Source organism: Oligella sp. HMSC09E12, assembly GCF_001808505.1.
Lineage (GTDB): Bacteria > Pseudomonadota > Gammaproteobacteria > Burkholderiales > Burkholderiaceae_B > Oligella > Oligella urethralis.
This window is the reverse complement of sequence record NZ_KV793516.1, coordinates 16,436-36,960: the sequence shown is the minus strand read 5'-3', so window position 1 is coordinate 36,960 and position 20,525 is coordinate 16,436. Positions and strand designations below refer to the sequence as shown.

Sequence of the window (20,525 nt, the reverse complement as noted above, 5' to 3'; positions counted from 1 at the left end):
CTCCTCTGTCGTTTAGACTTGCTTCTGTCGTCGAATTCTAAGTAATTCGTCCAGTATTAATAAGCCAGCGCCCACGGTAATAAAGCAGTCGGCTAAGTTAAAGGCGGGGAAGTAACGATCGCCCCAGTAAAACAGTAAAAAATCAATCACATGACCGAGTAGCAAACGATCGATCAAATTGCCTAAAGCCCCCGCTAGAATTAAGGTCAGCGCCAAATTAAATAATGATTTAGCAGGATTGCGTCGCAGCAAATAAATAATCACGGCGCTAGCAATGAGACTGAGGGCAGCAAAAAACCAACGCTGCCAACCTCCGTGATTGGCTAGAAAACTAAAGGCCGCCCCGGTGTTATAGACCAAAATAAAATCAAAAAATGGCAGTATATTCAGGCGCTCAGCAAACTGGAAATTTAGTTCAAAATACCATTTACTGAGTTGATCTAACACAATCAAGACGGCTGCAATCACTAACCATCGACTCAGGGGCCAGTGGCTCTGAGCAAGCGTTGCTGTCGGCTTTTTATGAGCCGACAGGGTTTGCGCTTGAGACTCTGCCGGCTTAGGCATAGTGACGTTCCTCGCCGTGCGTGGTCAGATTTTCAATGCAGCGACCGCAAATGCCTGGGTGCTCAGGATCCTCATTAACATCCTCACGATAATGCCAACAACGTTCACATTTCTCATGGTTAGAGGCTGTAATTTCAAAGCGCGGCTCGGTACTGTCGGCAGCGGCTTGATGAAGTGTGGCGCGCGATACGATAAAGACAAAGCGTAAATCATCCGCTAAGCTCTTAAGCAACTCATAATCCTCGCCAGTCGCATAAATATCGACCTCAGCCTGTAGGGCAGAACCGATTTTACCTGCGCTGCGCACCTCCTCTAAGTCTTTATTGAGTCGTGCACGAATTTCAAGTATGCGTGCCCATTTCGCCAGTAATACGTCAGCATCCTCAATCGCAGGTAGGGTTTCAAAGACCTCGGTAAAAATAGTTAAGCCATCTGCTAGTGCCGTGTTTTTAAGGAAAGTGCGGCGCATCTCAGTCCACGCCTCCTCACATGTAAATGAGAGGATGGGGGCCATCAGTTTGACCAAGGTCATGGTGATGTAATAAAGGGCTGTTTGCGCTGAACGACGCGCAAGGCTTTCCTTAGCCGTGGTGTAGAGGCGGTCCTTTAAAATATCCAAATAGAAAGCGCCTAAGTCCTCTGAGCAATAGATCTGCAAGCGATGCACTGCTGGGTGGAACTCATACTTGTCATAGAGTTTTTGGATATAGTCCTGCATCGTGGCCGCTGAGGCAATGGCAAAACGATCCACTTCCAGTAGCTCATCAAGGGCAACTAAATCCTTAGTCACATCAAAATCGCTGAGATTACCTAGGAGGAAGCACAGGGTATTACGAATCCGGCGATAGCTCTCAACCACACGTTTTAAGATCTGATCGGAAATCGATAACTCACCCGAGTAGTCGGTAGCCGCCGTCCATAGACGAATAATCTCTGCACCGAGGGTATCAGACACCTGCTGGGGCGCAATGACATTACCCAGGGACTTACTCATTTTGCGACCATTGCCGTCCACCACAAAGCCGTGTGTCAATAAACCGTTGTAGGGTGGACGACCATAGAGCATGGACGAGGTCAAGAGAGAAGAGTGGAACCAGCCGCGATGCTGATCCGAGCCCTCTAAGTAAAGATCGGCAGGCCAGCGTAAATCATCGGCATGGGAACCCTTGAATTCGTGGTTTTGACCGCCCATCACATGCACATGCGTGGTGCCTGAATCAAACCAGACATCTAAGGTGTCTTGGTTTTTCTCATACTGATCGGCCTCATCACCGAGGAAATCCGAAACCCTAACCGACTGCCAGATCTCGATACCTTCTTTTTCGACGAGTTTAGCAATGTCCTCTAACAGCTCAATGGTGCGAGGGTGTAATTCTCCTGTTTCCTTATGCACAAAGAATGCCATCGGTACACCCCACTGACGTTGACGCGAGAGGGTCCAGTCTGGGCGGTTGGCAATCATATTGTGCAAGCGGGCACGACCCCAGGCAGGATAGAAGTTAGTATTTTCCACGCCCTCTAAGGCGATTTCACGTAAGCTGCGAGTGTCGTCATGGGCCGTTCTGTCCATGCCAGCGAACCATTGGCTAGTAGCACGATAAATCACTGGTGTCTTATGACGCCAGCAGTGCATGTAGCTGTGGTTAAGCTTTTCGAACTTAAGCAAATTGCCGGCAGCCTTTAAGGCCTCAACAATTTTAGGATTGGCATCCCAGATTTTCATGCCGCCAAACAGGGCTAAGCTATCGGCGTAAACACCATTACCCATAACCGGGTTTAGGATCTCATCATCCTGCATACCGTATTGCTTACAACTAATAAAGTCCTCCACACCATACGCTGGTGAGGAGTGCACAATACCGGTACCGGCATCAACCGTGACATAATCGGCTAAATTAATCTTTGATAAGCGGTTGTAGCCCGGATCCATTTTTGCTAATGGATGGTAAAAGCCAATACCTTCAAGCGCTGCGCCTGTACACGTTGCTATCACTTCGCCGCTTAAACCATAAGCTGCAAGACAATCTTCATAGCGATCCTTGGCCAAGATTAATAGCTCACCACTGGCAGGGCGCGGGCTGACCTTGACTAACACATAGTCTAACTCAGGGTGTACGTTAAGCGCTTGGTTAGCAACCAGGGTCCAGGGGGTGGTGGTCCAGATAGCCACGGCGCCATCGGCAATGCTGTCAAGTCCAAAGGCCTTGGCCACTTTGTCTTTTTCAGCAAAGGGGAAGGCCACATCAACTGCCGGATCCATGCGATCCTGATACTCTACCTCGGCTTCAGCCAGGGCTGAACCGCAATCAAAACACCAATTGACCGGTTTTAAGCCACGGAAGACGTAGCCCTTTTCGATCATTTTAGCGAGGGCACGAATCTCATCGGCTTCGTTTTGATAGTTCAGGGTGAGATAAGGATTATCCCACTGACCTAAGACACCAAGGCGAATAAAGTCCTCGCGTTGGTTAGCGATTTGCTCCATAGCATAGGCACGTGCTTTAGCCATCATCTCTTTCGTGGCTAGGTTTTTGCCGTACTGCTTTTCGATTTGAATTTCAATCGGCATACCGTGACAGTCCCAGCCTGGCACAAACGGTGCATCAAAGCCTGACATATTGCGGCTTTTGAGAATAATATCCTTGAGAATTTTATTAACAGCGTGACCGATGTGGATACTACCATTAGCATAGGGAGGGCCATCATGCAAAATAAACTTAGGTCGACCTTTTGAGGCTTCACGAATTGCTTCGTAGACCTTTTTTTCTTGCCATTCTTTAACCCAAACGGGTTCGCGCTTTGCTAAATTACCTCGCATGGGGAATTGGGTTCCCGGGAGGTTTAATGTATCTTTATAGTCCATGCTGATTAAAATATTCACGAGCAGTGTCCAAGTCTTGATTCATGGCACTGACTAGGGTTTCTAAATTAGGAAATTTTTCTTCGTCCCGTACATGCTGTAGGAACTCGACTGTTACTAGTTTACCGTAAGCATCGATGTTTGTATCTATCAGGTGCACTTCAAGTAGCACTTCGCCATTGGCAGTGACCGTCGGTCTGACGCCTAAACTGGCAATGCCAGCCATGGCAGGGTAATGAGCGCTTAATTGGTGTAGCGGTGACTCATGCGCTGAGGTGCTGGACGGCGCCTGAATTGTCGTAGGCGGAATCAGACCTCTGACTTTGACCACATACACCCCAGAACGAATAGCACAGTGGGGCATCAGCTTAATATTTAAGGTCGGATAGCCCAAGGTACGCCCCAGTTTTTTGCCGTGCGTGACACGACCGCTGATACTGTAAGGACGTCCTAAAAAACGATTGGCCGCTGCGATATCGCCAAAGGATAAGGCATTACGTAACTCGGTACTGGAATAGCGGATACCGTGAGAGTCATTTACATCCTCAATGGTTTCCACTTCAAAGCCATGGCGCTGACCGTAAGTGCGGAGTAAGGCGAGATCGCCCTCACGTTTATGACCGAAACGAAAATCTTGCCCCACGAGTAAATAGCGTAGTTTAAGCTGCTTGACGAGAATTTCTTCAATATAAGCAGTCGGTGAGGTATGTGCTAATGCCTCATTAAAATGACTGAGCGAAACAAAGTCAGCACCCAAAAGGCGTAAGCTGCAGATTTTGTCTCTAAGGGTGCTAATGCGTGTTGGTATTAGCTCAGGACGCTTATTCAGAAGCGCAAAATACTCTCGTGGATGCGGTGTAAAGGTCATCACCCCCATCGCCAAGCCTCGTTGAGTCGCTGCTTTTTTAAGACGATAGAGGAGGCTGGCGTGGCCGCAATGGACGCCGTCAAAATTGCCAATGGTCAGGGCGGTGCCGGGATAGTCCACCGCATCTAGGCTAAATGAGTCGGGAATAATGGTATTTTTCACGGGCATCAGTTTAACATGAACCGCCCCACTGGCTTGCTATAATGAAGGTTTTTCCGCACAACATTACTAGTGATTATTTATGAGTTCAAGCATTGAGACGACGCTTTCTACCCGTTCGCAAGCAGCAGCGACTAAAACGCAACGCATCGTGATTTTAATTTCTGGTCGCGGTTCTAATATGCAGTCAATCGTGCGGATGGCCCAAGCGCGCCAGGATATGGAGGTGGTGGCCGTGATCGCTAATCGTGCTGATAGCGCTGGTTTGCTGTGGGCCAAGGAGCAGGGGATTAGCACGCAGTTAGTTGCGCACCGTGACTACCCCGATCGTTTGGCTTTTGATCGCGCCTTGATGGCGTGTATTGATAGCTATCAGCCAGATTGGGTGATTTTGGCCGGATTTATGCGTATTCTAACGGATGTTTTTGTCAGCCACTACATGGCTAAACTCATTAATATTCATCCTTCATTATTACCCTTATTTCCCGGTTTGGATACACATCAGCGAGCGTTGGAGGCCGGTTGTACCGTACATGGTAGCACGGTGCATTTTGTGACCCCCGAGTTAGATGCAGGTCCTACCATTGCGCAGTCATTGGTGCCCGTGTTGCCGAGTGATGATGAAGCGAGTTTGACGTCGCGCGTACTAGCGATCGAGCATCAGTTGTACCCGGCGGTTATTGATTATTTAGTCAGTGGTGTTTGTTATTTAGATGAGCAAGAACAGGTGCAGTGGACTAAGCCAGCGCAGCGATTATTTGCTCACCCTGGGTTAAAGGATTTTTTGAGTAATTAAGATGGTCAAACAGAGAAAAAAGCCCACCTCAGGCCGTGTTCGTCATATTGCCGGTGGCACTAAAGGCAGCGTTACAGCGCACCATAAAGCGCGAAGTCCGGCCGATTTTGCAACGGTACGCCTCCAGCAATTACAGCGGGTGCTGACTGAGATTTTGAAGTTTAAGCATCCTGCTGATGCGGTTTTATCCCAGTGGTTTCGAGAGCATCGTTCACTGGGTTTGCGTGACCGTGCTGAGATTGCAGAGACGGTGTTTGATATTTTGCGACACTTGCGCCTTTATCGTCATTTTGCTCAAAGCGGTGAGGGCAGTGAGTATCGTCGTTTGGCTATCTTGGGGCTCGCTGCAACCAATGGTGAGGACTATGTTGCTGGGCTGTTGACACCCTTCGAGGCCGAGTGGTTGGCGCATGTTAAGGCCTTGCCCTTAGAGGGGATGGCGTGGGAGGTGCGTCATAGCCTGCCTGACTGGTTGGCTGCAAAGTTTCGTGATTTACCGGCTGCAGACCGTTTAGTAGAGGCTTTAAACAACAAGGCGCCTTTGGATTTGCGCGTTAATCCCTTAAAAATTCAGCGTGATGAGGCACTTCAGTTGATGCAAGCGGCGCCCTATGCGGCAGCGGAGCCGGAGCCAAGTAAATTTTCCCCTTGGGGTATTCGTCTGGCAAATAAACCGGCGATTAACCACTGGCCTTTATTTAAGAATGGCAGTTTGGAGGTGCAGGACGAGGGTAGCCAAATTCTCTGTGCCTTGGTGGGGCCGCGGCGTAGCGATATGGTGATTGATTTTTGTGCCGGTGCCGGTGGCAAGACTTTATTACTCGGGGCGATGATGCGTTCAGCCGGTCGATTATACGCCTTTGATGTGTCCGAGGCGCGTTTAGCCAGAGCACGTCCGCGTCTGTCACGCAGTGGTTTGTCTAATGTCACCCCAGTGGTGATTGCGAATGAAAATGATCCACGGGTTAAGCGCTTAGCAGGCAAAGCTGAACGGGTCTTGGTGGATGCGCCTTGTAGCGGCTTTGGTACCTTACGCCGTAATCCAGATATGAAGTGGCGTCAAAGTCCGGCGGCACTCGCCGAGTTATGTGACTTGCAACAGCGCATCTTGCAGAGTGCAGCGCGTTGCGTTGCACCAGGCGGGCGTTTGGTTTACTCGACCTGCAGTGTTTTGCCCGAGGAAAATGAAGCGCAAATCCAGCAGTTTTTGGCGAAGCACTCTGACTTTCGTTTGTTAAATGCTGTGACTACCTTAGGTGATCGCATTCAGGGTCTGACTAGCGAGGATGATTATTTGCGCTTAAGACCAGATGTGCACGGCACCGATGGTTTTTTTGCTGCCGTACTAGAACGGCGCTCAGCCTAATCGACGACACGGTGATTTGATACAGTCGCATGTTTTTAATTAAAGGAACTCGAATTCAAAGATGCTTGAGCAATTAAACCCTGAGCAACGTAGTGCAGTGACCACCGATCAACAGCATGTGCTGGTGTTAGCGGGGGCCGGCAGTGGCAAGACTAAGGTCTTAACCAGTCGTATGGCGTGGTTAATTCAGCAGGGCTTAAGTCCTGCTTCTTTATTAGCAGTGACTTTTACGAATAAGGCTGCTAAAGAGATGCTGTCACGCTTGGCCTCGATTACCCCTCTCAATACCCGCAGTATGTGGATTGGTACCTTCCACGGGCTATGTAATCGAATGTTGCGCGCGCATTATCGTGATGCTGGCTTAGCGCAGCAGTTTCATATTCTTGATAGCTCGGATCAGCAATCGGCGATTAAGCGTCTTTTAAAAACGCATTCAATTGATGTTGAAAAGTTTCCTGTGCGTGATGTGCAACGCTTTATTAATGCTCATAAGGAAAAGGGCGAGCGTGCGAGTGATTTGCAGGCTTGGGATCCACACAGCGCGAAATTAATTGAGTTATTTCAGCTTTATGATGAGCAATGTCAGCGCGAGGGGGTGGTGGACTTTACCGAGCTGTTGCTACGCTGCTATGAGTTGCTAAGCCGTAATCAATTGATCCGAGAGCATTATCAGCGGCGCTTTCAGCATATTTTGATTGATGAATTCCAAGATACGAACGATTTGCAATATCGTTGGTTATGTCTGTTAGCGGGTGGTGGCGCCAGCTTATTTGCTGTGGGTGATGATGATCAGTCGATTTACGCCTTTAGAGGGGCAAATGTCGATAATATGATGGCGTTTGAACGTGACTATGCGCGCGGCAGTATCATCCGCTTGGAGCAGAATTATCGATCTTACGGTCATATCTTAAATAGTGCTAATGCACTTATTAAGCATAATCCTAAGCGCTTAGGTAAGGCCTTATGGACGGAGCGTGGTGAGGGCGAACCGGTGCGTATTATGGAGCTTGATAATGAGCAGGAGGAAGCACGCTGGGTGGTGGATGAGATTCGTTCACTGTGTCGCGAGGGTACAGCACGTCAGGAAATCGCAATTCTGTATCGTAGTAATGCACAATCGCGCGCCCTTGAACATGCCTTATTTAGCGCTGCGATACCGTATCGAGTGTATGGTGGTACCCGTTTCTATGAGCGTCAGGAGATTAAGCATGTGATGGCTTATTTACGCTTAATCCAGAGTTTGAACGATGATACGGCTTTTTTGCGCGTAGTCAATTTTCCGGCCCGTGGTATTGGTGCACGCACCTTGGAGACCTTGGGTGATTATGCGCGCGCCATCGGTTGTAGTTTAGCGATGGCCGTGGGGGCCGTTAGCGGTCGTGGTGGCACGGCCTTAAGCGCCTTTATTGAGCTGATTCAGGCGATGCGTCGTGTTGCTGAAACAGTGAGTTTAGCTGAATTAATCCAACATGTGATAGTGCATGCCGGCCTGAAGACCTATTATGAAAATGAGCGCGAGGGACAGGAGCGTTTAGATAACTTAGAGGAACTTGTTAACGCTGCTCAGGTCTTTAGCTATGAAGAAAACTTCGAGGGCAAAAAGGCCGTAGAGTTAGTTAAGCAGGTGGCGACTGATGTGGAGTTTGCGGTTGAGGAAAGTAGTGCCTTAGCCGAGTTTTTATCGCATGCTTCATTAGAGTCTGGTGATAATCAGGCCGAGCGGGGTGAGGATGCGGTTCAGCTGATGACGATTCATGCGGCCAAGGGTTTGGAGTTTCAGGTGGTCTTCTTAACCGGCTTGGAGGAGGGGTTATTTCCTCATGAAAATAGTCTGCTCGAAGAGGGCGGTCTGGAGGAGGAGCGCCGCTTAATGTATGTGGCCATCACGCGGGCACGGGAGCGGCTGTATATCACGATGGCACGTAGTCGTATGTTATATGGGCAGTCACGATATGCCTTGCGTTCCAGTTTTCTGGATGAAATGCCTGAAGCAGCGCAGAAGTGGCTCTCGCCTAAGGACGTGAGCTATTATGCTGCAGCACGAGGGCAGAGTGCGTGGAGCGGTTCTTCTTTTGGTGGTCGTGCGAACACGGGCGGAGCTGCTTTTCCAGGTGGGACGATTGGGGCAGGCCGCGCCACACAAGCGCAAGCGCCGATGAGCTCAGGTGTACGCGTCGGTGAGCAGCTGTTTAAAATAGGTTTAAGCGTGCGTCATTCACGATTTGGCGAGGGTGTGATTATGCAGTTGCAAGGACAAGGTTCGGATGCCACTGCTAGAATTTATTTCTCCGAACACGGGGAAAAGAATTTAGCCCTCGGTATTGCGAAGCTTGAAATAGTGAAGGCTTAAATCAGTCAGCGAGATAGGAGTTTATGGTGAGTCAAAAATCTTTCTTAAGATTATCCTTAAGCGGTATGGGCATGCTGCTTTGTGTCAGCCTCATATCGGCTTGTAGCTCCTCACAGGAGCTACAGCGTCCGGTCAGTAACCTAGATGGCAAGCAAAGCGCTCAGTCTCGTAGTAGTCAGGGGGCGTGGCGTAGTGGTTCTGGCGTGCAGATTTACGGCACGATTGATGCTGGTTACGGCTATTCTTCAAGCAAAACAACGGTCACACGTCCCGATGGCAGTCGCAGCACCATGCGTTCTAGTCATAGCGGCTTACAGAGTGTTGGGCGCTAGTGGCTTCTTTTGCTGTGCCGATGGTCGCGATGGCTCAGTCTGCGCAAGATTTAATTTAAGCTTTAAAAGTATAAAAGCTGCTTGAGTTTACAAGCAGCTTTTAACTTTATATTGGCTATCAAACGAGGCGCTTTATTGGCTTGGAGGTACGAAGCCATGGGCTTCAACATCCTGATCCTCGAATAAATAGCTTTCCATTTGCCCGGTGAGGTATTTACGCGCACGCGCATCGGCTAGATTTAGGCGATTTTCGTTAACTAAGCGCGTTTGAATATTGATCCAATCCTGCCACGCTTGCTTAGAAATATTTTCCCAAATCTTTTTGCCCAACTCACCTGGGTAGGGAGGGAAGTCTAGACCCTCTTTCTCTTCTTTGTATTTAGCACAGTAAACTAAACGACTCATACTAGATTCCTGATTTAAAATTTTTGAAAAAAATCAAACTGTTGCGATTACGATTGTAATTCAATTGCTTTGACTTGGGCAAATCGCTGACGGAGCCCTGAATAAAGCCACGTTTAATAAACCAATGGGAGGTCCGTGTGGTGAGAACGAACATGCGCTTATAGCCTAAGGCCTTGACGCGTTGTTCAGCGTGGCGCAATAAGGTCTCGCCATCACCGGCATTTTGCCAATCGGGATGGACAATCAAACAAGCCATCTCAGCCATTTTCTCCTCTGGGTAGGGGAAGATGGCAACACAACCGTAAATAACCCCGTCATGCTCTAGCACGGAGAACTTTTCTACATCACGTTCAATGATGCCACGGTCACGCGGCACTAAGGTGCCATCGGCTTCTAGTGGTTGAATTAAGCTTAAAATCGCCCCAATATCATCCACGGTAGCGGGGCGTAGGTCATCCAGTGAGTCTTCCACCACCATCGTACCGACCCCATCGTGGGTAAAATACTCAAGTAACAAGGAGCCGTCAATTTCAAAAGGTATTAAGTGTGCGCGCTTGACCCCGCGACGTACTGCTTCGGTGGCCCATTTAAGATAGGACTGCGTCTGTGGTTCTAGCAGCTTTGAGGCAATTAAGCGCTCGGCTTCGGCACGAGCTAACTCGGTAATCAAGGTGCCTTCTGCATCTCGCACACGATTGTCCTGCGTGACAAAAAGCAGCTTGTCCGCCTGCAAGGCACCTGCAATGCTGGTCGCTAATTCCTCCATGGCCAGATTAAAAGCCTCACCTGTCGGTGAAAAGCCGATGGGAGAGAGGAGCACAATGGCATTGAGTGCGAGTGCTTTGCGGATTGAGTCTAAGTCAAATTTACGTACCTTGCCCGTGTGCTTATAATCAACCCCATCAACCACACCGACGGGTTGTGCAATCACAAAGTTACCGGAAATGATATGGATTTGTGAATTGGACATGGGGGTGTTAGGCAGCCCCTGACTAAAGGCGGCCTCAATATCTAAACGAATTTCACCGGCTACCTCTTTACAGCATTCGAGTACATCCACCGCGGTGGGCTCAATCACGCCACGTTGTAGCTGAGTGTCAATGCCTTTAAGTTTAAGCTGCTGATTTACTTGAGGGTGAGACCCATACACCACCACCAGCTGCACGCCGAGCGCACTGAGGAGGGAGAGATCGATAACCAAGTTATTCAGCTTGGATTCCTCAATTAACTCACCCCCAAAGGCAATCACAAAGGTTTTACCTCGTACCTCACGCACATAAGGCGCCACCTCCCTAAACCATCGCACGAATTGGGTCGGTGCAAATTCAGCGGCTTCAAGCGCTGAAACGGTCTCAATTTCCTGTGGGTTTGACATGGCTGCTTAAACCTCTTTGCTAATAATATAATGAGTAAACCTTTGATTTTAGCCTAAATCGCAGTCTTGTATAATCCTAATCAGGCACAATCTACTAAGCCTTAAAAAATTTATAAAATTATTACTACTACAATTAGCTATGCAAAAATCACAAGATCGAGACAGCTCAGATCTTTCATCTAAAGTAGCCCTATCGCAGACTAAACAACTGCCACCGTTTATCGACTTTCCTGAAGATTTACCGGTGAGCGAGTGCAGAGCGGAAATTCAAAACGCACTAGCGCAACACCAAGTGATTATTGTGGCGGGTGAAACCGGTTCGGGTAAAACAACGCAATTGCCGAAAATTTGCTTAGCCATGGGGCGCGGTCAAGATAAAATGATTGCCCATACTCAACCACGGCGCATTGCTGCTGTGTCTGTCGCCAAGCGTATTGCGCAAGAACTAAAGACTGAGGTTGGGCAATTAGTGGCTTATCAGGTGCGCTTTAATGAGCGTAGCGGACCTCGTTCGCAGATTAAGCTGATGACAGATGGTATTTTATTGGCCGAAACCCAACGTGATCCGCTATTAAAACGTTATGACACCATTATTATTGATGAGGCGCATGAACGCAGTTTAAATATTGATTTTCTGTTGGGCTTTTTAAAAAATCTACTCCCTAAGCGACCTGATTTGAAAGTGATCATTACCTCGGCCACCATTGATGCTGAGCGTTTTGCTGAGCATTTTAAGGATGCCGAGGGTCGTCCCGCGCAATTGATTGAGGTGAGCGGGCGCATGTATCCAGTGGAAATACGTTATCAACGTGAGGATAGTTATGGCGCGGTGAGCGACGATGGGGATGAGGATAATGAGCAGCCTGACTTGAGTGAGATGATTAGCGATGCGGTCAGTGAATGTATACGCTCTGGTCCAGGTGATATTCTGGTGTTTTTGCCTGGAGAGCGAGAAATTCGCGAGGCGGCGGAGGTGTTGCGCCAAGTTAATCAGCAAGGTTTGGAGGTGTTACCACTGTTTGCGCGCATGTCGCAAGCTGATCAGGAGCGTATTTTCAAGCCGAGCACCAATCTTCGTCGAGTCATTCTCGCCACCAACGTTGCCGAAACGTCTTTGACGGTACCAGGGATTCGTTTTGTGGTTGATAGCGGTTTGGCACGGGTTAAGCGCTATTCGTGGCGTAATAAGGTGGAGCAGTTGCAGATTGAGCCGATCTCCAAGGCGGCAGCCAATCAGCGTGCTGGCCGTTGTGGTCGCTTGGGGCCGGGTATCTGTATTCGTCTATACTCTGAAGAGGATTTTAAGCGCCGTCCGGATTATACTGATCCCGAGGTGCTGCGTTCCTCATTAGCCTCTGTGATTTTGCGTATGAAGGCGTTGCGCTTGCATGATATTGAGGCGTTTCCCTTTGTCGATAAACCAAGCGGCCGAGCGATTGCCGATGGCTATCATTTACTGCAGGAATTGGGTGCCTTAAATGAGCATAATCGCTTGACCTCGACTGGTCGTATGCTGTCGCGGCTACCCTTAGATCCCAAAATTGCACGCATGATTTTGGCTGCAAAAGAGCATCATTGTTTGACTGAAATGTGCATTATCGCTGCGGCCTTATCCATTCAGGATCCACGAGAACGCCCCTTTGAAGCGCAGGAAGCCAGTACCCAAGCACATGCGAAGTTTCGTGATAAAGAGTCGGAGTTTATTTCTTATTTAAAGCTCTGGAGTTGGTATCAAGAGCAATATGAGAGCCGTGAGTCAAATCGCAAATTGCAACGCCAGTTACGTAAGGAGTTTTTATCCCCGCTACGCCTAAGAGAGTGGCAAGATATTCATCAGCAAATTAGGCAGTTGGTAGAGGAGCAACAATGGCGTTTTAATCAGGTTGACGCTACCTATGAGGAATTGCATCGAGCCTTATTAAGCGGCTTATTGGGTAATATCGGTTTACGCAGTGAAAGCGTGCGTGAATATGAGGGCGCCCGCGGTATTCGCTTTGTGGTGCACCCGAGCTCCTATTTACAGCGACGGGCGGCAAAGTGGATTATGGCAGCCGAGTTAGTAGAAACCACACGCCTCTTTGCACGCACCGTAGCCCGGGTGGAGCCGCAATGGATAGAGCAAGCAGGTCGCCATTTATTAAAAAAGCTCTATTCTGAACCACATTTTGACCCGCGTCGCGGTCAGGTGATGGTGTATGAGCGAGCGACCCTCTATGGTTTACAGCTTTATCAGGGGCGCAAGATTAGTTATGCGCGACTGGACCCTGCCCATGCACGGGAGTTATTTATTCGTGAGGCCTTGGTGGCGGGCGCAATACGGCAAAACTTGCCTTTTTTGACGCATAACTTGCGCTTGATTGAGGAGATTGAGCATTTAGAACATAAGTCACGTCGCCAAGACATCTTGGTGGATGATGAGTTAATTTATCGCTTCTATGATCAATATATTCCTCAGGATATGCACCAAGTGGCGACGTTGGAGCATTGGTATAAAAATCTCTCAAGCGCAGAGCAGGCACAACTAAAACTGAATAAAGATGAGTTAATGCGGCATGAGGCTGCCGGTATCAGTACCGAGCAGTTTCCTAAGTATTTAGAGTTAGATGGTTTAAGCTTAAAATTAACTTATCATTTTGAGCCTGGTTCACCTAAAGACGGGGTGACCATGGAGGTGCCGGTGTATGCTTTAAAGCAGATCAATCCAATCCACACGCAATGGTTAGTGCCGGGCATGCTTAAGGAAAAGGTCGCCCTGTTGTTACGCTCATTGCCGCAGCGCTTACGGCGCCATTGTGTGCCGATTCCAGACTATGCCGAACAATTTGTCGAGGCCGTGTCCGCTGCACCGGCCTTAAAAGAAAAGCCGCTCTTATCCGTCTTGATTGATGATATTTGGCAGCAAACAAGGGTGCGGGTACAGAGCACAGATTTTAAAGAGGAAACGATTCCGCCGCATCTCTCGATGATTTATAAAGTGGTCGATGAGCATGGGCGGATGTTGAGTTCTAGTCGTAATTTGGCTTTATTAAAGGCTGAGCATGCGCCAGCCGCTGAACAAAGCTTTAAAGAATTGCTGGGAGAGGATAGGGGTACGCAAGCCACCCTAGAAGACCATCAGCATATTAGCAGCTGGGATTTTGGTGAATTACCAGAATTACTGGAGCTTAAGCGTGGACGACAAACCGTGGTCGGTTACCCCGCTCTCGTGGATCAGGGTAATGATTGTCGCATTGATGTATTTGATGAGCTGCATGAGGCGACCGCAGCGCATCGCCAGGGTTTGATCCGCCTCTTTAAAATCGCCCTAAAGGAGCAAATTCGCTACCTTTCAAAAAATCTCAAGGCGCTGCCACAGTTAGGCATGCTCTATCTGAGTCTAGGGACGCAAGAGGAGTTACAAGAAGAAATTATTGATTGTGCGCTGATTCAATCGTGTTTAGCTACGCCATGGCCGAGTGATGAAGCAAGCTTTAATGAACGGGTGAGGGATGCCAAAGGGCGCTTTGGTCTGTTATTGCAGGAAGTCATCCGCTTATTGCAACAAATTATGAATGAATGGGCCACGGCTTTAAAAAAATTGAACCTCATTAAAGCGCATAAAAAGGCCTATGAAGATATTTCACAGCAGCTTAATACGCTGATTTATAAGGGCTTTGTAAGTCGTGTTGACTATAATATCCTACAGCATTACCCACGTTACCTAAGAGCGGTACAATTGCGTATTGATAAATTAAAAAATGACCCGAGCCGCGATCAGCATTTGATGCATGATGTGCAGCTGTTGCAATCGAAGTATCAGCGTCGCTTATCCCAGCTTAAGGGAGTACCTGATCCGCAGATGGATGAGTTTGCTTATTTATTGCAAGAATTACGGGTGGCTTTATTTGCGCAGGAGTTGCGTACGCCCATGCCGGTTTCCGTCAAGCGTTTGGAAAAAGCGTGGCATAGTATGTCACACTAACATAGTAGTATTAGAGAGTAGATTATGAGTGATACCTTGCTCGCCACCGCTGAGTCTGGTGCGGCTGAGCTGTCAGCCACCCCAGCGTTTGTGCATTTACGTACCCATTCCGAGTATTCGGTGGTGGACGGTACCATCCGTATCGGCGATATGATTAAGCAGGCCAAGGCATTTAATCAACCGGCCTTGGCTTTGTCCGATTTGGGTAATTTATTTGGTTATATCAAGTTTTATAAGGCAGCTCGTCAAGCCGGTATTAAGCCGATAGCCGCTTGTGATTTTTGGATTGATAATCCGCAGGATGAAAAAAAGCCTTATCGTTGTTTGCTAATCGCTCGTAACCATGCCGGTTATTTACAACTATGCCGCTTGATTTCCCGCTCCTGGATTGATAATCCACAAATTGATCGGGGTCAGTTAAAGCCAGAATGGTTGGCAGATCCTGCTGAAACCGATGGTTTGATTTTATTATCGGGGGCGCGCGCAGGCGATATCGGTCAAGCGCTTGAGGTCGGTCGTTTTGAGCAGGCGCTGAGTTTGGCAGAGCATTGGGCTAAGTTATTTCCTAATCGCTTTTATATTGAATTGCAAAGAGCGGGATTTGAGGGCGATGAGCGCTATGTGCAAGAAGCTTTAAAGCTAGCTCAAGAGGCTCACTTACCGGTGGTAGCCACCCATCCCATCCAGTTTTTAAAAGCCGATGATTTTGATGTGCATGAGGTGCGGGTGTGTATTGCTGAGGGTGAGGTATTAGCCAATGCCAATAGAAGCAAACGCTTTAATTCGCAGCAATATTTTCCTAGTTCAGAGGAAATGCTGAATAAGTTCAGCGATATTCCTTCAGCCACGATGAATGCCGTGGAAATCGCCAAGCGCTGTAATCTCACGATTCAACTCGGCAAGCCGAATTTACCAGATTTTGAGACCCCTGAGGGGATGACGCTGGACGAGTATTTAATCAGCCTATCACATCAAGGTCTGGATAAGCGACTGGAGTTTTTATTTCCCGATGCTGAGGAACGGGCTAAGCAAGAACCAGCCTATCGAGAACGCTTGGCGCTAGAGTGTAAAATCATCATTGATATGGGCTTTCCAGGCTATTTCCTGATCGTACAGGATTTTATTAACTGGGGTAAGTCCAATGGCGTGCCGGTAGGTCCCGGTCGAGGTTCGGGGGCGGGCTCACTGGTCGCTTATTCACTGGGCATTACCGATTTAGACCCGATTCGTTATGACTTACTATTTGAGCGCTTCCTTAATCCGGAACGGGTTTCCATGCCTGACTTTGATATTGACTTCTGTCAGGATCAGCGTGAAAAAGTCATTGATTATGTTAAGGAAAAGTACGGGCGTGATGCGGTTAGTCAGATTGCTACTTTTGGTACCCTGGGAGCCAAGGCGGTAGTGCGAGATGTTGGTCGCGTATTGGAAATGCCATATTCCCTATGTGATGGACTGTCTAAATTAATTCCGTTTAACCCAGCAAAGCCATGGAGTCTTAGTGATGCCATGGAGGGTGAGCCGGAGTTTAGGCGACGTTATGAGCAAGACGAGGAGGTTAAGTCCATTGTTGATGCCTCGTTGCCACTTGAGGGCCTGGTGCGTAACGTCGGTATGCACGCTGGGGGTGTGTTAATTGCACCGGGTAAGCTGACCGATTTCTGTCCTCTCTATTGCCAGCCGGGACATAGTGGGAGTGTGGTCTCGCAATATGATAAAGACGATGTGGAGCAGGCCGGGCTGGTAAAGTTTGACTTCCTGGGCTTACGTAACCTGACCATTCTTGATTGGGCGGTGCGTTATGTGCAACGCTTTAATCAGGGCCAAGAGGCCTTTGATATTATGGCGGTGCCCTTAGATGATCCGGCAACATACCAATTACTGTCCGAGGGCAATACCACCGCCGTCTTTCAATTAGAGTCTCGCGGCATGAAGGAGCTGTTACGCAAGCTCGTGCCTTCCACCTTTGAGGATGTGATTGCGGTACTGGCCTTATTCCGTCCGGGACCGCTTGACTCTGGGATGGTAGATGATTTCGTTAATCGTAAGCATGGTCGAGCCGAGGTGGATTATTTCCATCCTGACTTAACTTCTACCCTTGAAAGTACCTACGGCGTCATTGTGTATCAGGAACAGGTGATGCTGATTTCGCAGATTATTGGTGGCTATAGCTTGGGTGGTGCGGACTTGTTGCGCCGTGCCATGGGTAAAAAGAAGCCTGAAGAAATGGCACGACATCGCAAAATCTTCGAAGAGGGTGCGATTCAAAAAGGCTATGACGGCGAGATGGCCAAAAACCTGTTCGACCTGATGGAAAAATTTGCGGGTTATGGTTTTAACAAATCACACTCTGCCGCTTATGCCTTAATTTCCTATCAAACGGCTTGGTTAAAGCATTACTATCCAGCAGAATTTATGGCCGCCACCTTATCTTCAGATATGGATGATACGGCAAAAATCGAAATTTTCTGGCGCGATGCCTTGGATAATGGCTTAAGCATTTTGCCGGTAGATATTAATCACTCACAGTACCGTTTTGAGCCAGTTCCTGATCAACATCAAAAGGAATCAGGCACTATTCGTACCATTCGCTACGGCATGGGCGGTGTGAAGGGCGTGGGTGAGAGTGCAATTGAGAATATTCTCAAGGCCCGCGAGCTTGGGGGCGAGTTTAAGGATTTATATGATTTTTGCTCGCGCATCGATCGTCATACGGTGAATAAACGTGCGATTGAAGCCTTAATTCGTGCCGGTGCCTTTGATGCCTTGGAGCCTAATCGTCGTGCCTTATTAGGTAGTCTCGCTAAAGCGATTGAGGCAGCTGAGCAAAAGGCGCTCAATGCCGATCAGGTGTCTTTATTCGGTGATGATAGTGGTGATATCGTCGCCCACGAAATTCAAGGCATTAAGCCCTGGAGCCTTTACGAGGCCTTATTGGAGGAAAAAAGGGCCTTGGGCTTTTACTTTAGTCATCATTTATTTGATGTGTGGCGCGATGAGGTGCGACGCTTTGCGCCGACACCCTTGGCAAGTTTAAAGGAGTCACGTTCATCACAATGGGTGGCAGGCGTATTAACCGCTAGCCGCGCCTTTCAATTAAAGGATAAGGATGAGCGTTTATACTTTTTATTAATTGATGATGGCAGTGCCCAAATTGAGGTTACCTGTGATGCTCATTTATATGAAAGTTGTAGGCATTTAATTAATACGGATGATTTATTGTTGGTGCAGGCACGCGTATCACGTAGCAGCTTTAATAATACGATTCGTATTAATGCGACTGCTTTATATAATTTACAATCGGCTAGAGAGTCAGTTGCAACGGATCTCACCTTGGTGTTAAATGAAGCCATTAGTCCGAAGCAATTGCATGTATTAATGAATCCTTTTAGGGCCGAGCCTGAAAACGGTTTTCCCGGTGTGGCGGTAAAAATCCAATATCAACCCGATCCGGCAACACAATGTGAGATTATGCTTGGGGAGGAATGGCGTGTGCGATTAAATCCGCAATTGTTGGAGGGATTGTCGGCGCGTGAAGAAATTTCAAGCATTGAGGTTAATTATTAATCAGTTCTACCGTGCCATTGATGGTTATCCGATGATATTTTTTAAGCAGAGCAGCCCCGGAACATGAGCGAAGTCACCAGTCAAATCAGCAGTTTTCTTGTTTTAATGATAGTTCCGCTAAACCTTGCCTTATTTTTGTTGGGTTTAGGGATTGTTTTTTATCTGATACGTTTAAGACGTTTTGCACTTTTACTGGTCCTCACAGGGGCGTTTTGGCTGGGCGCATGGTCTTTGCCCATCACCTCAATCAAGGTCGGTTCTTTTTTAGAAGAACAGTATGCGGTCAGGAGCATGGATGATTTGCCCATGGCGGATGCTATTGTGGTGCTAGGTGGTAATACCGGTGGTAATCGACAGAATTGGTTTGAACCCGAGTTAGATAGCAGTTCCACCCATCGTCGCGTGGATACGGCCGAGGCCCTATATCAGCTGGGTAAAGCGCCTAAAATTATCGTTTCCGGCGGGGCTAATGAGGGCGATATCAGTGAAGCGCGTGGCATGGAGTCCGCCCTACGTTATTTAGGCGTACCGGCGGATGCGATTATTCGTGAGGATTTTAGCCGTACCACCCGTGAAAATGCCTTATTTACCCAGCGCACCATGGCTAAGCACCACATTAATTCACTGCTGGTGGTAACCTCCGCCTTACATATGCCGCGGGCCATGGCCGTATTTCATCATTTGGGCATTGAGTCCTATGCAGCGCCTAATCCACCGCAAATCGTCTTACCTAAGGATGAACCGGACTTTAATCCCTATTTCCCTAATATGCGTGCCCTTGTTGCTAGTCGCTCAATTATTAAAGAATGTCTTGGCTATTGGGTTTATCGCTTTAGAGGGTGGGTTTAAGTAGCACGGACGAGGCTGCTTTGCTAACTTGCTTTAAGGTATTGGAGGGCGGCATCTAGCACTTCTTGCTGTTCAGGCCAGCGACCGTTTTCGCCTAAAATTAGGGCCCGGGGTGACCAAGGTGCGGTATTGCGCATATCCGTGACGCCGATTAAGGTCATTTGGCGTGCATTGACCGCAGCCGCAAGATGTGAGACCCCAGAGTCGTTACAGATAACCAGGGCAGCATCTTTTAGTAAGGCGGCAAAGGCACCCAGACCCAAGGCTGGTAGTAGGGTGGCAGAAGGCGCGTTAGCTGTTGCTTGCTTAACTTCATTTGGTGGTGGGCACATCAGCACTTGATAGCCCTGCGCTTGTAAACTGCGGGTTAATTGCTCATAGCCTTGCCAAACCTTATTTTTACCCTTATGTAGACCGACGGCGGTGGGGGCAATAAGAATAAACTCGCCTTTTTCTAAGCCATGCTGGGATTGATACATTGCCTTTTCTGCTAATTGCTCATCGGTGAGTGGCAGTAAAACCGTCTCTTTAGGCTCTGCTAGGCAACTAAAGCCCCATTCAGTGAGCGCACTACGAGTTAAGTAAAACCAAGATTCAACCGCATGTGGTTTGGGTGTAGGCTTTTTGATTGGCCAATTTAATAATAATGAGCGTCCGTCATCTTTATAACCGGCGCTACTTAAACCGGCAAATTTAAAGCAAAGTGCGCTAGTTAGTGAGTCGGGCAGTAATAAACCGACCTCCCCATCCGCCACTGGATGTGCTTTACGAAATTGTTTAATGGTGCGAGCATCCTCGCGCCACTTACCACTCATCGCTAAAAAGCTTACTTGGGTGCTTTGTAAATAACCAGCCAATAAATCTTGAGCCCATGGTTTGGCGCAGATAACGACTTTATCAGCACTAGCAATTACGGCATTCAGTGAGGAGAGGCTCATACAGACATCGCCAATCCAATTCGGTAGACGGATAAAAATTCGTGAGATTTTTTTCATAGCTAAAGCGCATGTAGTTCAATCAACTATTGAAACTTTACACTTTTTTAGCCGTAACCGTTAAAATCACAGTGA

13 protein-coding genes are annotated in these 20,525 nt (G+C 48.2%); 7 read left to right on the top strand and 6 right to left on the bottom strand.

Annotated features, from left to right (window positions below):
* Nucleotides 1–12: 12 nt before the first annotated feature.
* Genes lspA through ribF form a run of 3 tightly spaced genes read right to left on the bottom strand, consistent with a single transcriptional unit; the run spans nucleotide 13 to nucleotide 4,463 of the window.
* The gene (gene lspA / locus HMPREF3179_RS00935; protein ID WP_018025736.1) at nucleotides 13–567 is read right to left on the bottom strand and encodes a signal peptidase II; all 555 of its coding nucleotides are present in this window, start codon (nucleotides 565–567) and stop codon (nucleotides 13–15) included.
* Entirely contained in the window at nucleotides 560–3,430 is a 2,871-nt protein-coding gene (gene ileS / locus HMPREF3179_RS00930; RefSeq protein ID WP_070469323.1) for an isoleucine--tRNA ligase, read from the bottom strand. Before ileS ends, lspA begins: the two co-directional genes overlap by 8 nt.
* The gene (gene ribF / locus HMPREF3179_RS00925; RefSeq protein ID WP_018025738.1) at nucleotides 3,420–4,463 is read right to left on the bottom strand and encodes a riboflavin biosynthesis protein RibF; all 1,044 of its coding nucleotides are present in this window, start codon (nucleotides 4,461–4,463) and stop codon (nucleotides 3,420–3,422) included. Before ribF ends, ileS begins: the two co-directional genes overlap by 11 nt.
* A gap of 73 nt (nucleotides 4,464–4,536) precedes the next feature.
* Between ribF and purN the strand changes: the two genes are divergently transcribed.
* From purN to HMPREF3179_RS00905, 4 genes are all read left to right on the top strand, one after another.
* The gene (gene purN, locus HMPREF3179_RS00920; protein ID WP_070469303.1) at nucleotides 4,537–5,250 is read left to right on the top strand and encodes a phosphoribosylglycinamide formyltransferase; all 714 of its coding nucleotides are present in this window, start codon (nucleotides 4,537–4,539) and stop codon (nucleotides 5,248–5,250) included.
* 1 nt (nucleotide 5,251) lies between these two features.
* Nucleotides 5,252–6,616: an RsmB/NOP family class I SAM-dependent RNA methyltransferase gene (locus HMPREF3179_RS00915; RefSeq protein WP_018025740.1), complete on the top strand. Its 1,365-nt coding sequence runs from the start codon at nucleotides 5,252–5,254 to the stop codon at nucleotides 6,614–6,616.
* 61 nt (nucleotides 6,617–6,677) lie between these two features.
* On the top strand, nucleotides 6,678–8,966 hold the full coding sequence (locus tag HMPREF3179_RS00910; RefSeq protein WP_018025741.1) for a UvrD-helicase domain-containing protein: 2,289 nt from the start codon (nucleotides 6,678–6,680) through the stop codon (nucleotides 8,964–8,966).
* Between the two features lie 23 nt (nucleotides 8,967–8,989).
* Nucleotides 8,990–9,298, top strand: a complete 309-nt coding sequence (locus HMPREF3179_RS00905; protein WP_018025742.1) for a hypothetical protein — start codon at nucleotides 8,990–8,992, stop codon at nucleotides 9,296–9,298.
* Nucleotides 9,299–9,430: 132 nt separating this feature from the next.
* On the opposite strand, the gene HMPREF3179_RS00900 is transcribed toward HMPREF3179_RS00905, so the two are convergent.
* Together HMPREF3179_RS00900 and argA are read right to left on the bottom strand one after the other, a co-directional pair.
* Nucleotides 9,431–9,703, bottom strand: coding sequence for an oxidative damage protection protein (locus HMPREF3179_RS00900; protein ID WP_018025743.1), 273 nt, complete (start codon nucleotides 9,701–9,703; stop codon nucleotides 9,431–9,433).
* A 1-nt stretch (nucleotide 9,704) separates the two neighbouring features.
* On the bottom strand, nucleotides 9,705–11,078 hold the full coding sequence (argA, locus tag HMPREF3179_RS00895) for an amino-acid N-acetyltransferase (RefSeq protein ID WP_018025744.1): 1,374 nt from the start codon (nucleotides 11,076–11,078) through the stop codon (nucleotides 9,705–9,707).
* A 139-nt stretch (nucleotides 11,079–11,217) separates the two neighbouring features.
* Here argA and hrpA point away from each other — a divergent pair, with 139 nt between their 5' ends.
* From hrpA to HMPREF3179_RS00880, 3 genes are all read left to right on the top strand, one after another.
* Complete coding sequence (hrpA, locus tag HMPREF3179_RS00890) at nucleotides 11,218–15,039, top strand: ATP-dependent RNA helicase HrpA (protein WP_018025745.1); 3,822 nt, start codon at nucleotides 11,218–11,220, stop codon at nucleotides 15,037–15,039.
* 24 nt (nucleotides 15,040–15,063) lie between these two features.
* Complete coding sequence (gene dnaE / locus HMPREF3179_RS00885) at nucleotides 15,064–18,606, top strand: DNA polymerase III subunit alpha (RefSeq protein WP_070469301.1); 3,543 nt, start codon at nucleotides 15,064–15,066, stop codon at nucleotides 18,604–18,606.
* Between the two features lie 63 nt (nucleotides 18,607–18,669).
* Nucleotides 18,670–19,455, top strand: a complete 786-nt coding sequence (locus HMPREF3179_RS00880) for a YdcF family protein (RefSeq protein WP_070469298.1) — start codon at nucleotides 18,670–18,672, stop codon at nucleotides 19,453–19,455.
* Nucleotides 19,456–19,478: 23 nt separating this feature from the next.
* On the opposite strand, the gene HMPREF3179_RS00875 is transcribed toward HMPREF3179_RS00880, so the two are convergent.
* Nucleotides 19,479–20,450 (bottom strand): glycosyltransferase family 9 protein, encoded by a 972-nt coding sequence (locus HMPREF3179_RS00875; protein WP_168160338.1) that lies wholly within the window; start codon nucleotides 20,448–20,450, stop codon nucleotides 19,479–19,481.
* Nucleotides 20,451–20,525: the final 75 nt, after the last annotated feature.

Excerpts from the sequence above, each read along its gene's own strand:
- HMPREF3179_RS00875 (WP_168160338.1), bottom strand. The coding sequence starts at position 20,450 with ATGAAAAAAATCTCACGAATTTTTATCCGTCTACCGAATTGGATTGGC.
- ribF (WP_018025738.1), bottom strand. The coding sequence starts at position 4,463 with ATGCCCGTGAAAAATACCATTATTCCCGACTCATTTAGCCTAGATGCG.
- HMPREF3179_RS00905 (WP_018025742.1), top strand. The coding sequence starts at position 8,990 with ATGGTGAGTCAAAAATCTTTCTTAAGATTATCCTTAAGCGGTATGGGC.
- purN (WP_070469303.1), top strand. The coding sequence starts at position 4,537 with ATGAGTTCAAGCATTGAGACGACGCTTTCTACCCGTTCGCAAGCAGCA.
- HMPREF3179_RS00880 (WP_070469298.1), top strand. The coding sequence starts at position 18,670 with ATGAGCGAAGTCACCAGTCAAATCAGCAGTTTTCTTGTTTTAATGATA.
- hrpA (WP_018025745.1), top strand. The coding sequence starts at position 11,218 with ATGCAAAAATCACAAGATCGAGACAGCTCAGATCTTTCATCTAAAGTA.
- HMPREF3179_RS00910 (WP_018025741.1), top strand. The coding sequence starts at position 6,678 with ATGCTTGAGCAATTAAACCCTGAGCAACGTAGTGCAGTGACCACCGAT.
- argA (WP_018025744.1), bottom strand. The coding sequence starts at position 11,078 with ATGTCAAACCCACAGGAAATTGAGACCGTTTCAGCGCTTGAAGCCGCT.
- HMPREF3179_RS00900 (WP_018025743.1), bottom strand. The coding sequence starts at position 9,703 with ATGAGTCGTTTAGTTTACTGTGCTAAATACAAAGAAGAGAAAGAGGGT.
- ileS (WP_070469323.1), bottom strand. The coding sequence starts at position 3,430 with ATGGACTATAAAGATACATTAAACCTCCCGGGAACCCAATTCCCCATG.
- HMPREF3179_RS00915 (WP_018025740.1), top strand. The coding sequence starts at position 5,252 with ATGGTCAAACAGAGAAAAAAGCCCACCTCAGGCCGTGTTCGTCATATT.
- dnaE (WP_070469301.1), top strand. The coding sequence starts at position 15,064 with ATGAGTGATACCTTGCTCGCCACCGCTGAGTCTGGTGCGGCTGAGCTG.
- lspA (WP_018025736.1), bottom strand. The coding sequence starts at position 567 with ATGCCTAAGCCGGCAGAGTCTCAAGCGCAAACCCTGTCGGCTCATAAA.